The organism is Noviherbaspirillum agri (assembly GCF_054780595.1).
Genome location: NZ_BAAGWA010000008.1, coordinates 73,057 through 86,604 on the forward strand (window position 1 = coordinate 73,057; position 13,548 = coordinate 86,604).

At 60.8% G+C, this 13,548-nt stretch carries 11 protein-coding genes; 6 read left to right on the forward strand and 5 right to left on the reverse strand.

Annotated elements, in window-relative coordinates:
- The 3 genes from ACYVIA_RS14805 to ACYVIA_RS14815 all read left to right on the forward strand — a co-directional run bounded on the left by ACYVIA_RS14805 (position 1) and on the right by ACYVIA_RS14815 (position 4,950).
- Positions 1 to 2,268 carry a CHASE2 domain-containing protein gene (locus tag ACYVIA_RS14805; RefSeq protein ID WP_460842248.1) on the forward strand — a complete coding sequence of 756 codons (2,268 nt, stop codon included), beginning with the start codon at positions 1 to 3 and terminating at the stop codon, positions 2,266 to 2,268.
- Between the two features lie 99 nt (positions 2,269 to 2,367).
- Positions 2,368 to 2,760: a DUF2721 domain-containing protein gene (locus ACYVIA_RS14810; protein WP_460842047.1), complete on the forward strand. Its 393-nt coding sequence runs from the start codon at positions 2,368 to 2,370 to the stop codon at positions 2,758 to 2,760.
- A 264-nt stretch (positions 2,761 to 3,024) separates the two neighbouring features.
- The gene (locus tag ACYVIA_RS14815) at positions 3,025 to 4,950 is read left to right on the forward strand and encodes a hybrid sensor histidine kinase/response regulator (RefSeq protein ID WP_460842049.1); all 1,926 of its coding nucleotides are present in this window, start codon (positions 3,025 to 3,027) and stop codon (positions 4,948 to 4,950) included.
- A 97-nt stretch (positions 4,951 to 5,047) separates the two neighbouring features.
- Here the strand turns inward: ACYVIA_RS14815 and ACYVIA_RS14820 are convergent, their stop codons facing one another.
- Positions 5,048 to 5,452, reverse strand: a complete 405-nt coding sequence (locus ACYVIA_RS14820; protein ID WP_460842051.1) for a response regulator — start codon at positions 5,450 to 5,452, stop codon at positions 5,048 to 5,050.
- Positions 5,453 to 6,103: 651 nt separating this feature from the next.
- On the opposite strand from ACYVIA_RS14820, the gene ACYVIA_RS14825 reads away from it, so the two are divergent.
- Complete coding sequence (locus ACYVIA_RS14825) at positions 6,104 to 6,379, forward strand: HU family DNA-binding protein (RefSeq protein WP_460842053.1); 276 nt, start codon at positions 6,104 to 6,106, stop codon at positions 6,377 to 6,379.
- Positions 6,380 to 6,482: 103 nt separating this feature from the next.
- Here the strand turns inward: ACYVIA_RS14825 and phnE are convergent, their stop codons facing one another.
- From phnE to ACYVIA_RS14845, 4 genes are read right to left on the reverse strand one after another with little or no spacing between them, the layout of a single operon-like run.
- Positions 6,483 to 7,280, reverse strand: a complete 798-nt coding sequence (phnE, locus tag ACYVIA_RS14830; RefSeq protein WP_460842055.1) for a phosphonate ABC transporter, permease protein PhnE — start codon at positions 7,278 to 7,280, stop codon at positions 6,483 to 6,485.
- Positions 7,277 to 8,113, reverse strand: a complete 837-nt coding sequence (locus ACYVIA_RS14835; protein WP_460842057.1) for a PhnE/PtxC family ABC transporter permease — start codon at positions 8,111 to 8,113, stop codon at positions 7,277 to 7,279. The genes phnE and ACYVIA_RS14835 overlap by 4 nt, the downstream gene beginning before the upstream one ends.
- A gap of 16 nt (positions 8,114 to 8,129) precedes the next feature.
- Entirely contained in the window at positions 8,130 to 8,951 is an 822-nt protein-coding gene (locus ACYVIA_RS14840; protein ID WP_460842059.1) for a phosphonate ABC transporter ATP-binding protein, read from the reverse strand.
- 2 nt (positions 8,952 to 8,953) lie between these two features.
- Entirely contained in the window at positions 8,954 to 9,823 is an 870-nt protein-coding gene (locus ACYVIA_RS14845; RefSeq protein ID WP_460842061.1) for a putative selenate ABC transporter substrate-binding protein, read from the reverse strand.
- A gap of 294 nt (positions 9,824 to 10,117) precedes the next feature.
- Here ACYVIA_RS14845 and ACYVIA_RS14850 point away from each other — a divergent pair, with 294 nt between their 5' ends.
- Together ACYVIA_RS14850 and ACYVIA_RS14855 are read left to right on the forward strand one after the other, a co-directional pair.
- The gene (locus ACYVIA_RS14850) at positions 10,118 to 12,151 is read left to right on the forward strand and encodes a TonB-dependent receptor family protein (protein WP_460842063.1); all 2,034 of its coding nucleotides are present in this window, start codon (positions 10,118 to 10,120) and stop codon (positions 12,149 to 12,151) included.
- A 233-nt stretch (positions 12,152 to 12,384) separates the two neighbouring features.
- The gene (locus ACYVIA_RS14855; RefSeq protein WP_460842065.1) at positions 12,385 to 13,500 is read left to right on the forward strand and encodes a glycosyltransferase; all 1,116 of its coding nucleotides are present in this window, start codon (positions 12,385 to 12,387) and stop codon (positions 13,498 to 13,500) included.
- Positions 13,501 to 13,548 lie beyond the last annotated feature (48 nt).

Genomic DNA, 13,548 nt, shown 5'->3' on the forward strand with positions numbered 1-13,548 from the left:
ATTGTGCTGAACGTGCGGCGCCACTTTTCGAAATACGGAGTCCGCTGGCTGTGTGCGCTGCTGCTCACCGTGCTGGCGGCAGCGCAGTCGCTGGAGTTCCTGCCGCCGACGCTCGTCAACCGGATCGACCTGTTCTTCTACGACATGCGATTGCAAGTGGAGCAGCCGCAACTCGACACACGGATTGTCATCGTCGATATCGACCAGAAGAGCCTGGCCGAGGTCGGCCGCTGGCCGTGGAGCAGGGATGTTGTGGCGGAACTGGTGAACAAGCTGGCGGGACACTACGAGGCACGCACGATTGCCTTTGATGTCATGTTCAATGAGCCCGACACCAGCTCGGGTTATGCGACGCTGGTCGGGCTGGCAGACAAGGAACTGATGAATGTCCCCGGCATCTCCAAGCAGCTGGAGGCGCTCAAGCCAGTGCTCGACTACGACGGTCGGTTCGCACGAGCGATCGAGGGACGCCCGGTGGTGCTGTCCTACTTCATGTCGAACCAGGCGCCGAAGGGATTGCCGCCGCCGCCGGCATTCACCGTGGACGACCTCGGCGGTCGGCAATTGGATGCATTGTCATGGAAAGCCTACGACGCCAACCTGCCGCAGCTGCAGCGCGTCGCGCGTGCCGGCGGATACATGAATACAGAAGTCGATGCGGACGGCCTGCTGCGCTCGGTGCCCTTGCTGGGGCAGGTCGGCACGGGCTACTACGAGTCGCTGTCGCTTGCCACGGCACGTGTTGCGTTGGGGGCGACGGCGGTCAGGCCGGTATTCTTCGACGCCGACGAGGCGCTGATGTCGGAGGAGCAGTTGCGCCAGTACGGCGCGCTCAAGGCGATCGATCTCGATTCGAAGCCGCGTGTGCGTATCCCCGTGGAGCCAAACATCAAGGCGCTGGTCCAGTTCCGCGGCAAGGGCGGCCCAGACGGTGGCGCATTCCGTTATGTCTCGGCGTCCGATGTGCTGAAGGGCGCGCTGCCGAAGCATGAACTTTTCGACCGCATCATCCTCGTCGGTACCACGGCGCCGGGCCTGAACGATCTGCGCGCGACGCCGGTGAACAAGGAATATCCCGGTGTGGAGCAGCATGCGAACATCATTGCCTCCATCCTCGATGGTGAGTTCAAGCAGCGGCCGGATTTCTCGCCGGCATTCGACCTGTTGCAGATCATCGGGGTCGGCATCGTGCTTGGCCTCGTGCTGCCGGTGCTGACGCCGGTGACTTCCATCCTGTTCGCCGTGGCGTCGGCCGCTTCCCTCGGCGCGTTCAACCTGTGGATGTACCAGTCGTTGCACTGGGTCATGCCGATGGCAACCGCCTTGCTGCTGGTGGCCGGCCTGTTCGTCTTCAACATCGCCTGGGGTTACCTGTTCGAGTACCGCAAGGGCCGCGCAATCGTGAACCTGTTCGGCGAGTACGTCGCGCCGGAACTTGTCGCTGAAATGGCCGCCAATCCGCAGAGCTACAGCATGGAAGGCGAAAGCCGCGAGCTGACGGTGCTGTTTGCGGACGTGCGCGGCTTCACCACGATCTCCGAAGGGCTGGACCCGAACAGCCTGCGCGAATACATCAACCGCTACCTGACCGCGATGTCCGAAGACATCCGCAGCAACCGTGGCACGCTGGACAAGTACATCGGCGATGCGGTGATGGCATTCTGGGGCGCGCCAGTCGCGTTGCCCGACCATGCTTCGCGTGCGGTAGGCACCGCATTGCAGATGCAGGCCACCGCCGGCAATCTGAACAAGGACTTCATTGCACGCGGCTGGCCGCCGCTGAAGATCGGTATCGGCCTGAACACCGGTGAAATGCGCGTCGGGGACATGGGTTCGAAAATCCGTCGCGCCTATACCGTGATGGGCGATGCGGTGAACCTGTCATCGCGGCTGGAAGGCATCACCAAGGTGTACGGCGTCGGCATCGCCGTCGGTGAAGGGACGAAGCTGGCCGCTCCCACCTATGCTTATCGCGAACTGGACCGTGTCCGTGTCAAGGGCAAGAACGAACCGGTGCCGATTTACGAGCCGCTCGGCCTGGCGTCGGAACTGGGAGCGGATACACGTGCCGAGCTTGTGCAATGGCATGCGGCGCTGGGCATGGTGCGCGCGCAGCAATGGGAGCAGGCGGAGCAGCTGCTGCATCAACTGCAGCAGGCACATCCCGAAGACAAGCTGTATGCGTTGTACCTGCAGCGCATCGCGCATTACCGTGAGCACCCGCCCGGTGCCGGCTGGGATGGCGTCACTACCTTCGATTCCAAGTAGCGATTGGCACGGGCAGGCATCGGCAACGACCGGCGTCTTGCCTTTGTCATCACAGGAACATCGGGTTCATGCTATCTTCCCGGCACTTTCGGAGGAGCCATGAACCTCACCACGCCAGCACTGCTGTTCCCAGCCATTTCACTGCTGCTGCTTGCCTATACCAACCGCTTCCTCGTACTGGCGCAGCTGATCCGCAACCTGAAGACGCAGAACCAGGAAAGACTGACCGATGCCATCGTCCGCCAGATCGCCAACCTGCGCCTGCGCATCGTGCTGATTCGCCGCATGCAGGCGCTCGGCGTGACCAGCTTTATTCTCTGCGCCCTGGCGATGTTCCTGGTATTCATCGACATGCTGCTTGTCGCCCAGTATGTCTTCGGCGTCAGCCTGTTCCTGCTGGTGGTGTCGCTGGTGTTTTCCCTGATTGAAGTCCTGATCAGCACCAAGGCCATCGAGATCGAACTCGAGGACTTCGAGCATAGCCTGAAGTGACGCTGACATTGCCTGAAGTCGGACGCTACGCTCAAAGCAATCCGCAGTTGTTTCGCCTGCCGGCACCACGGCCTGTCCGCCATTGTTGTTGATTTGCAAGGAAATCCTTCCTCAAAAAACGCAACACGGCTTCCGGTGTATTATTCAGAGCCCTCCGCGCGAGCACAGTTGGCTTTCAGCAAAACCTGTCCTGAAACCGGCTTCTACAATGCTCCGTAACGTCATGCTTCCTTCCCACGTCTTGGGTGGATTTCCACTATTTCAATGAACACTAAAACCGGCACCATCACTGACGAACTGACGGATGAAAGGCGATTTCAACTGCTCGTCTCGAGTGTCAGTGACTACGCGATTTACATGCTGAACCCCGAAGGTTTTGTCAGTAGCTGGAATGCGGGCGCGCAACGTTTCAAAGGCTATCTGGCGCACGAAATCATTGGCCGGCATTTTTCTGCCTTCTACACCGAAGAGGATCGGCTCGCCGGTATCCCTGCCAAAGCGCTTCAGACCGCGCTCGACGAAGGCAAGTTTGAGGCAGAAGGCTGGCGGGTGCGCAAGGATGGAACGCGCTTCTGGGCCAGCGTGGTGATTGACCCGATCCGCAATGATGCAGGCGCGCTGATCGGGTACGCCAAGGTCACGCGCGACATTACCGAGCGCAAGGCGGCGCAGGCAGCCTTGCGCGAAAGCGAGGACCGGTTTCGCATGCTCGTGCAGGGCGTCACTGATTACGCCATCTACATGCTTTCCCCTGCGGGACACATCACAAACTGGAATGCCGGCGCGCAACGCATCAAGGGATATACCCGCGATGAAGTGGTCGGCACCCATTTTTCCCGCTTCTATACCGAAGAAGATCGCGGCAGCGACATGCCATCGCAGGCGCTGGCGACCGCGGCGCGGGAAGGCCGGTTCGAGAAGGAAGGCTGGCGGGTACGCAAGGATGGTTCGAGGTTCTGGGCGCATGTGGTCATTGATGCGATCCGCAACGAGCAGGACGAACTGATCGGCTTTGCCAAGATCACCCGCGACATCACGGAAAAGAAGCAGGCGGCGGAAGCGCTCGAGCGGGCCAACGTGGCGCTGTTCCAGTCACAAAAAATGGAGGCGCTTGGCCAGTTGACCGGCGGGATTGCCCACGACTTCAACAACCTGCTGGCGGTGCTGTCGAGCAGCCTGGACGTGTTTTCAATGCGGCTGCAGGATCCGGGCGATATCAAGCTGCTGGAAAGTATGCAGCGCGCGGTCGCACGCGGCGCAACGCTGACCCAGCAACTGTTGTCATTTGCCCGTCAACAGCCCTTGAAGGCCGAAAAACACAATTTGAATACGCTGATCGGCGGCTTCGAAGCCGTTCTGCGCCGTGCGGGCAATTCGTCGATTGCCTTCAACATCAACTTCGGATCCTCGTTAAAGTCTGTGTCGCTTGACGCAGCCCGGTTCGAGGCGGCGCTGCTGAATCTGGTGGTCAATGCCCGCGATGCCATGCCGGGCGGCGGCACGATTATCCTCGCCACCGAGAACGTCGAACTCGGCGAGCAGCAGGTTGGCAGCCTGGCTGCAGGTTCCTACGTCAAAGTATCGGTCAGCGATACCGGCACCGGCATGCCGCCAGAAGTGGCAGCCCGCGTGTTTGAGCCGTTTTTTACCACCAAGGAGGTGGGCAGAGGGACCGGGCTGGGCTTGAGTCAGGTCTATGGCTTTATCTCGCAGTCCGGCGGGGAAGTGGCGCTGGCGACTGAGGTCGGAAAAGGCACGACGGTGAGCATTTATCTGCCCGCGGTCGCCAGTGCAGAGGAAGCGAATACGGACAGAAACACAAATACAGCTGTCGACACGGTTCTGATTGTGGAAGACGAACCAGACGTGATGCAGGTCGCCGCCGAACTTTGCCGCAGTATTGGCTATGAGGTGCTCACGGCCGGCAACGGTCATGATGCCATCGATATCCTCAAGCGCAGGCGCGATATTGACATCCTGTTTACCGACGTAATGATGCCGCAAGGCATGAGCGGTATCGACCTTGCGCGTTTCACGAAAAAGCTCTGCCCTGATGTGAAAGTCATCCTGGCATCGGGCTATCCGCTGCCCACCCTCAGGTCGGAGCATGGCAATCTCGACGAATTTGCGTTCATGAACAAGCCGTATCGTTTGTCGGAGCTTGCAAAAAAGCTTCGCGCGGCTGCATAGCGCTGCCGAATTGAGCGGCACAAGATCGCGGCTGTGATAACACAGCTGGAGTAACGCAACCGGTCTGAAAGCTTCAAACGCGGAATCGGGCGGTCCCCTACAGGCGCGACAGCAGGGAATTCAGTACTTCCACATCGACCGGCTTGACCAGATGATGGTCGAAACCGCTGTCATGTGCGAGGCGGCGGTCCTCTTCCTCGCCCCAGCCGGTGAGCGCGATCAGTTTCACGGCATCGGAGCCCGGCATCGCGCGGATACGGCGTGCGACTTCGTAGCCGTTCATGCCCGGCATGCCGATGTCCAGAAGCACTGCGTCCGGATGGAATGAGGCGGTTTCCGCCAGTGCCGCCGGACCGTCGCGCGCGACATGCACTTCTGCGCCAAGCAGTCCGACGAGCACCGCAAGGGTATCGGCGGAATCGAGGTTGTCATCGACGACGAGAACGCGGCGGTGCTGGAGTCCGGTGCTGCCCGGTCCTGCTTGTGGTGTCGTGGTATTCATGCAGAGCATTTTGATGAAGGCACCGGGTTGCCCTATGCCTTTACTCCCTCTTCGTCGGTCCTGGTTTGTTGGATCTTGGTGCGTGCGCCGCCCTGAGAAGTAACCTGGGCGTAAGGTTACGCTGAGCAAGTCCCGCGATGGCGCGCACCTGAAGTCGGGATGCGCTGCGCGCGTGAACTTGTTCAGCGTAGCCGTAAGCATCGAGATTGTCATCGACGTGAATGGTTCGATGCTCTGCGTTCGCTCAACATTGCTGCCGATGAGCGGACCACCGACGATCGCCACGATAGCGGCCGTCAAGATTCGGCACGCAGCGGGGTTTCCTGCCACCTCCGCCCTTGGTGATGATCGTCACGGTCAATTCCATCCGCCTGCGACAGGAAACGGCAACAAAGAGCAGTATCGGGGCAGTCGGCGTGCGGCTGGGTAATGGAAATTACCGTTCCTCTGTGCGGACGGCTTGGCCGGCCTGCAGTCGGTCAGCCGGAGTCGGATCGACAACGGCCGTGTTTATCGGTGCCGATCGCGGCCATTCCGGCCCGCCTGCCGCAGCTGCAAGGCTCCCGCATACATTTCAGTTGTGCAAAATTCATACAGACTGATTTGCCCCGTGGATGCTAGAATCGAGGCCTTTTTCTGAGGAGATTGATTATGAACAAAACGGAACTGGTTGACGCAATTGCAGCAGAATGCGACCTGTCGAAAGTTGCTGCTCAGCGCGCGCTGGACTCGGTCATCAACAACATCGTCAAGTCGGTCGCCGAAGGCAAGACCGTGCAACTGGTTGGTTTCGGCAGCTTCGCCTGCGGCAAGCGTGCAGAACGCACCGGCCGTAATCCCCGTACCGGCGAAGAAATCAAGATCGCCGCTGCCAAGACCGTGAAGTTCTCCGCTGGCAAGGCATTCAAGGACGCAGTGAACGGCTGAGCCGACTGCAGACCTGACCCGTTTCTTTGCAAAGCCCCGCTCGATGCGGGGCTTTGTGTTTTCCGGCATTGCCAATCTGTTTCTGCCGCCGGAACGCTCGTTGTTAACGCGTCATCAGCCGGCGCAGCGCAAAGCTGATTGCATCGACGACCGCCACCAGCGCCAGCATCGCAAGGATCACCGTTGCCGCCTGCTGCATCTGGAACAGCGACAAATGGTATTTCAGCATCTGGCCCAGTCCCCCCGCACCCACCACGCCGAGGATCGCGGCGGCACGGATGTTGTTTTCCCATCGGTACAGCGTATACGACATGATCTGCGGCGTCGCCTGCGGAAGCGTTGCATACAGGAATGCCTGCGTGGCGCGCACGCCGTTGGTGCGCAAGCTTGCCTCGGGCAAGGGCGAGCAGTTTTCCAGCGTGTCCGCAAACAGGCGGCCGAGCACGCCGGTCGTATGTGCCGCCAGCGCCAGCGTGCCGGCGAACGGTCCCAGGCCGGCGGCAATCAGCAGGATGGCCGCCCAGACCAGCTCGGGAATGGAGCGCGCAGCATTTAAAAGAAGTCGGGTCGCGCCGCGCGCCGTTGCGCCGAGCCGGCCCGCCGCAGGCAGTGCCAGCAGGATGCCGAGCACGGCGGCAATTGCGGTTCCAAGCGCGGACATCGCCAGCGTCTCTGCGCAGGCAATCGCGGTCTTTTGCAGGAAAGCCGGCGCCATTTCCGGCGGGGCGAAGCCTCGCAGAAATTCGAGGCTGGTGCGCGCCGCATCCAGCGTGAACAATGCGCGCCACTGCAGTGGCAGCGTTACAAAACTCGCGACGACGAGTGCAAGCAGGCCGAGCAGCAACGCAATCGTCGGCAGGCGAATTAGCGGTGTCGATGGCGGCAGCGTCTTGTCGTTCATGCAAGCCTCCTGCGGCAGAACTTGCTGACGCCATCCGCACACGCGACCAGCAGGACGAATACCAGCAACATCGTCGCCACTTCATCGCCCGCGAGCATCTTCATCGATTCATCCATGCGCTGGCCGAGGCCACCGGCGCCGACGAAGCCCATCACGACCGAACCACGGATCGCGCACTCCCAGCGATACACCGTGTAGGAAACCAGTTCGGAAGCGGATTCCGGCAATGCGCCGTAGAGCAAGGCCGCGAGCCGTCCGCTGCCATTGTTGAGCAGCGCGTCGGTGGCCTGCGTGTCGGACGACTCCAGGATCTCCGCATAGACCTTGCCCAGCATGCCGCAGTAAGTGAGCGCAATCGCCAGCACGCCGGCAGTCGGGCCAAGACCGACGATGCGCACGAACAGCAGCGCCCACACCAGTTCCGGCACGCTGCGCAGCAGGATCAGCAGCCAGCGCACCAGCTGCCGCACGGCGCGCCCGGCAAGCCGGATGCGGCCGGTGCCGATGCGCGAGATCGACAGGCGCTCCGTCACGAGCAGCGTCATCGGGATCGCGCCCAGCAGCGCAAGGGCCATGCCGGCGGTGGCAATTGCAATCGTCTGCCATGCGGCCTCGGCAACAAGTTGCAGGAACTCTGCCGAATGTGCCGGCGGGATGAACCCCGCGAGAAAGCGTCCGGTTGCTGTCAGGCTCTGTTCGTCGAACAGCATCCACGGCTTGAATTCGCTCCAGACCAGCAATGGCCAGAGAATGACGAGCGCCACGACGATCGCCGCGATCCGGCCATGCCATGCAGGGTCGGGATGCGCTGTATTCGGGGAAAAGAAAGCCATGCCAGGTGTTTGGTCTCTAGAAGCAGCGCGTGATCGTCGTTGGCGCCAGCGGCGACTCGGTGTCTGCATCCTGCGCCGAAGCATTGCGTGACTCGTTGCCGTACAGGCTTTCGATCATGGCATCGGTCACGTTCTCGCGCGGTGCATCGAACACGATATGGCCGGCGCGCACACCCACGATGCGCGCAAAATGCGCGCGTGCCAGTTCCACCTGGTGCAGGCTGCAGACGAGTGTCGCGCTCCTTGCAGCGGCTTCCTGCTGCAGGACCGACAGCGTCTGCTGTGCAAGCGCCGGATCGAGCGCGGACAGCGGCTCGTCGACAAGGAATGCCTCGGCCTTCGACACCAGCAGGCGCGCCATCGCGCAACGCTGCCGTTCGCCGCCGGACAACCGGTCCACGCGCATGTAGAGCTTGTCCTGAAGATTGAAGCGCGCAAGCGCATCGAAAGCCGCCTGCGGATCGGCGGGGCGGAACAGCGATGCAAGTGATTGCCACATGCTCCATTGCGGCAGGCGCCCCGCCAGGACCGCAGTGACCACCCGCTGGCGCGGCGGCAGCGGCGGCGTCTGCGGCGCAAGGAAGATTCGCCCACGCAAGGCATGGCGCTGCGCCTCGGACAGCGCCCACGGATCAATGCCGAGAACGCGAAGCTGACCGGCCTGCGGCCGCTGCACCATTGCCAGCGTATGCAGCAAAGTCGTCTTGCCTGCACCTGACGGCCCGATCAGCGCGACCTGTTCGCCTTGGGCGATCGAGAGCGTCAGCTCGCCCAGCGCAACATGATTTGCGGGCGAGGATGGATGGCGTACCGACACGCCATGTAATGCAAAGCTCATTATTACTTCAGCAGTCCGGCATTGCGGGCAGCCTTTTCAATCTGTTCGTAATTCTCCGTCTTGGTTGGGATGAAACGCGTTGCGCGCTGCAAGGCAAGGATCTCTTTTCCTGCCGGGTCATTTGCGTTGAGTGCGAGGAATGCATCGGTCAGCTTCTTGCGCAGAGCCGGATCCATGTCGCTGCGAACCGTCCAGTTGTAGTCGTAGTAGCCCGGCGTCGTGTAGAACACGCGCACGGTCCTGGTATCGACCTTGCCTTGTGCGACCAGTTTTTCCCACACGGAGATGTTGAGCACGCCGGCATCGACCTTGCCGCCTGACACCGCGGCAACAGTGGCGTCATGCGCGCCGGAGAACGCAATGCGCTTCATGTCGATATCCGGATTGATTTTTGCCGCGAGCAGGTAGTAGCGCGGCATCAGGTGGCCCGAGGTTGACGATTCGGAGCCGAAGGCAAAGGTCTTGCCCTTCAGGTCTTCCAGCGTGTTGATGGACTTGTTGGTCGTGATGAACACCGACTTGAACTTCTCATCCTCTTCGCGCTGCACGATCGGCACCACCTTGCCGTTGCTGCGGATCTTCGCCTGCACGAAGGTAAAGCCGCCAAACCACACCATGTCCAGCTTGTTGTTCACCAGCCCCTCGACCGAGGCTGCGTAATCGGTAACCGGTACGAAGTCCACCTTCATCCCCAGCTTCTGCTCCAGGTAACTGCCGAGCGGCTTGAACTTGCGCTGCAACTCGGTCGGGGCTTCGTCGGGAATCGCGGACACGCGCAGGACCTGCTGCGCGTGGGCAAAGCCGGACAGCGCCAGCGCGGCGAAAGCGACACTCAGTGTTTTCAGGAACGTCAAGGCAGGGGATCGTTGCATACAAACCTTTGCGGAGGAAGTAAGAGGGGGGACGCATGCTGCGCCGCGCAAAGGCGGTATTTTAATGAAACGGAAACCCGGAGTCACACAAAGACGATCAACGCTGCAGAAAGACCCCGTTGGGGGAGCGTCAAGCCCAGTAACAGGAAGCGAAGTTTTCGCCCGGTGCGTCATATCAAGATGCTCGGCAGAGGTGAGAGTAATCTGTTGCCTTTATGGAAACTTCGTATCGCCATAATGACCGCATTCCCACCGCGTATCAGGCCGATTTGCGTTGCCATTGCCACGCTCTGCATGGCACAACATCTTGTGCATGCGCAAGACGAACCAGCCAAAAGGCTTGATGAGGTGGTCGTGACGGCAAACCGCGGCGAGCAGCGCCGCTTCGATGCGCCGGCATCGATCGATGCGGTGCAGGTAGACGCATTGCGCACGCCTTCCTCACTGGTCAATCTCTCCGAACTCACCGCCGCCGTACCCGGCATCCAGGTCCGCGAGCGGCAGAACTATGCGCAGGATTTGCAAGTCTCGATTCGCGGCTTCGGCACGCGTTCCACCTTTGGCGTGCGAGGCGTGCGCATCCTGGTCGACGGCATCCCGGCCACGATGCCCGACGGGCAAGGGCAGGCAGCCACTGCCAGCCTGACTTCGGCCAAGCGCATCGAAGTATTGCGCGGACCAGTCGCGCAACTGTATGGCAATGCTGCCGGAGGTGTGGTCCAGGTCTTCACGGCCGCCCCGCCACTGGCGCCGGATCGGCCGTACGCAAGCGTGTCTGCCGGCGCCGGGTCTTATGACCAGCAGCATCTGGATGTGTCCATTGGCGGCGGAACGGAAACGCTCGGTGCGCTGGTTGACGTTTCGCGTTTTTCCACCGACGGCTACCGCGACCACAGCGCGGCAAAGCGCACGCAGGTCAATGCCAAGCTGCTTGCGCGGCCATCGCGCGACACCACCATCACCGGCATCTTCAATCGCTTCGACCAGCCGGACACGCAGGATCCGCTCGGCCTCACGCGCGTGCAGTTTGAACGGGATCCGCGCCAGGTGGTGCCGAATGCGCTCGCATTCGATACGCGTAAAAGCGTCGAGCAGCAGCAGGGTGGCTTAGTCGTCGATCATGCGCTGTCCGTCGCCGATACATTGCATGCCCGTGCCTATGGCGGCACGCGGCAAGTGCGGCAGATGCTCGCCTTCAGCGGCAGCGCGCCTACCTCTTCCGGTGGCGTGGTCGACCTCGACAACCGCTTTCGCGGCGTCGGCGTCAGCTGGGCGCACAGGACGAAAGCCAATGGCTTGCCGCTGAACTGGACCATCGGCATTGAAGCGGACGAACTGGACCAGAAACGGCGCGGCTATGTGAACAACAACGGCACTGCCGGAGATCTGCGGCGCGACGAAGTCGATACGGCGGAGAACGTCGACGTCTTCGGCCAGATCGACTGGACCTTCCTGCCGCAATGGAAAGCAACCGCCGGCATACGCACCAGCCGCGTGCGCATGGCCGTCGATGACCGCTATGTCACGTTATCCAGTCCTGACGACAGCGGCAGCGTCACCTTTCGCAACACCAGCCCGGTCGCCGGTTTGGTATGGCACGCCAGCGAAGACCTGAATGTGTACGGCAATATCGGCCGCGGATTTGAAACGCCCACCTTGACGGAGATTGCCTACCGCCCCGATGCATCAGGCCCGAATCTGTCGCTGGAAGCGTCCCGCAGCAATCAGGGCGAGATCGGCATGAAGCTGCGCCATGGCCGTCACACGCTGGATGCCGCCTTGTTCAACGCCACCAGCAGCGACGAGATCGTGCCGCTGACCACGCAGAACGGCCGTGCCATCTTCCAGAACGTCGACAAGGTCCGCCGCCGTGGATTCGAACTGTCATGGGCAGCGCAATGGGACAGGTTCGGTACACAGCTCGGCTACACCTTCCTCGATGCGCGTTTCCGCCAGCCTTTCACCAATGCGCAGGGCGCCGTCATCGCCGCCGGCAACCGCCTTCCGGGTGCGCCGGTGCATAGCCTGTTTACGCAGATCGAATTCCGTCCTCTGCCGGCCATGACATTGGGCCTCGAGATGCGCGTCGAAAGCAAGGCGTATGTCGATGACGCGAACACCGATGCCGCGCCGGGCTATGCGGTATTCAATTTTCGTACGGGATACGAGTTCGCATTGGGGCGGACAACGATGTATGCATTCGGCCGCGTCGACAACCTGTTCGACAAGCATTACGCAGGGTCGGTGATCGTGAATGAGGGTAACCAGCGATACTTTGAGCCTGCGGCGGGAAGGCGGCTGTTTGTGGGGGTGAGGGCGCGGTTTTGAGCATGCGCTCTTTCATTGCTGGCGCTATCGATGAAGCATGGCAGGTCAGTTTTTCGGAGATTGTCTTGCTGGTTTTTTGCTTCTGGGTTTGCCTCGGAACGGGTTGCCGGGATGCGGAGGTTCCCAACGCCTAGCCTCATCCGTTTTACTAATGTCAATGAGCGGCAAGGAGGCACGCGCCATTGTCTCTGTGTGAGTGAAGTGGGTAGAATAGCCGCTTCAATTCCTTTTTCTTGGCAATAAAAATTAAGACTTTTCACATTATTGGCAGCAAGGAACTCGGCGGCGCAGAGAGCTTTTTCGTGAGGCTGGTCGAAGCCCTTACGAAAGCCGGCCACGAGACGATCGCCATAACTCGCCCCGGAGCACCAGTTTCCACGCTCCTTTCTTCCGACGTTACGCAGTTGCATCTGCCTTTTGCATCAAAGTGGGACCTTTGGTCGCGCTGGCAACTCAGCCGTCTCATCGCGAAGCATCAACCGGACATCGTGCAGACCTATATGAGCCGTGCCAGTCGCCTCACGCGCCTGCCGGCGGGAAGCAATGCGGTCCATGTGGCGCGCCTCGGCGGGTACTATTCGATTCCCGGCAATTACGACCACGCGGAAGCATGGGTGGGCAACACACAGGATATCTGTGATTACCTTGTCAAGCAAGGCCTGCCGGCGGAACGGATTTTTTATATCGGCAATTTTGTACCGAAACCTCGTGACGTATCTGGGGACGAATTAGCCAAGGTGCGTCAGTCCCTGCAACTGCCGGACAACGCATTCGTCGTTTTTGCGCTTGGCCGCATGATCGAGAAGAAGGGCTTTCATGATTTGATCGAAGCCTTTTCCAAGCTGCCCGATACACATCGTGGCCGGCCCCTGATGCTGGTGCTTGCAGGGGACGGTGCCGAGCGTGCCAAGTACGAAGCACTGGCACAGCAGCTGAACGTATCGCAGCGGGTCCGCTTTGCAGGCTGGCAGGCCGACCCCGCTCCGTATTTCAGACTGGCCGACCTGTTTGTATGTCCGTCGCGACATGAGCCATTGGGCAACGTCATTCTCGAAGCTTGGACCAACGGTTTGCCAGTGCTAAGCACTCGCAATGAGGGTGCACAGCAACTGATCGATCCGGGCAAGAACGCGCTGTTGGTTCCCATTGCTGACCCCGATGCAATGGCCGATGGTCTGCGCAAGATGCTGGCGCTTTCTGACAGCGAGCTGCAAACCCTGGTCGACGAAGGACACATGGCTGCCAATGCCCATAGTGAAGAAGCCGTAGTCAAGGCTTATGTCGAACTGTATGCCGAACTGAAGCGGTCGAAAACGGAAGACAGGCAACTGGGGGCGGCTGCAGCCTGATATTGCAGCGCCGGTCTGAATAAGCCGCGGACTGCGGCGCAGCAGCCT

Excerpts from the sequence above, each read along its gene's own strand:
- ACYVIA_RS14845 (WP_460842061.1), bottom strand. The coding sequence starts at position 9,823 with ATGCAACGATCCCCTGCCTTGACGTTCCTGAAAACACTGAGTGTCGCT.
- ACYVIA_RS14810 (WP_460842047.1), top strand. The coding sequence starts at position 2,368 with ATGAACCTCACCACGCCAGCACTGCTGTTCCCAGCCATTTCACTGCTG.
- ACYVIA_RS14840 (WP_460842059.1), bottom strand. The coding sequence starts at position 8,951 with ATGAGCTTTGCATTACATGGCGTGTCGGTACGCCATCCATCCTCGCCC.
- phnE (WP_460842055.1), bottom strand. The coding sequence starts at position 7,280 with ATGAACGACAAGACGCTGCCGCCATCGACACCGCTAATTCGCCTGCCG.
- ACYVIA_RS14820 (WP_460842051.1), bottom strand. The coding sequence starts at position 5,452 with ATGAATACCACGACACCACAAGCAGGACCGGGCAGCACCGGACTCCAG.
- ACYVIA_RS14815 (WP_460842049.1), top strand. The coding sequence starts at position 3,025 with ATGAACACTAAAACCGGCACCATCACTGACGAACTGACGGATGAAAGG.
- ACYVIA_RS14835 (WP_460842057.1), bottom strand. The coding sequence starts at position 8,113 with ATGGCTTTCTTTTCCCCGAATACAGCGCATCCCGACCCTGCATGGCAT.
- ACYVIA_RS14850 (WP_460842063.1), top strand. The coding sequence starts at position 10,118 with ATGGCACAACATCTTGTGCATGCGCAAGACGAACCAGCCAAAAGGCTT.
- ACYVIA_RS14825 (WP_460842053.1), top strand. The coding sequence starts at position 6,104 with ATGAACAAAACGGAACTGGTTGACGCAATTGCAGCAGAATGCGACCTG.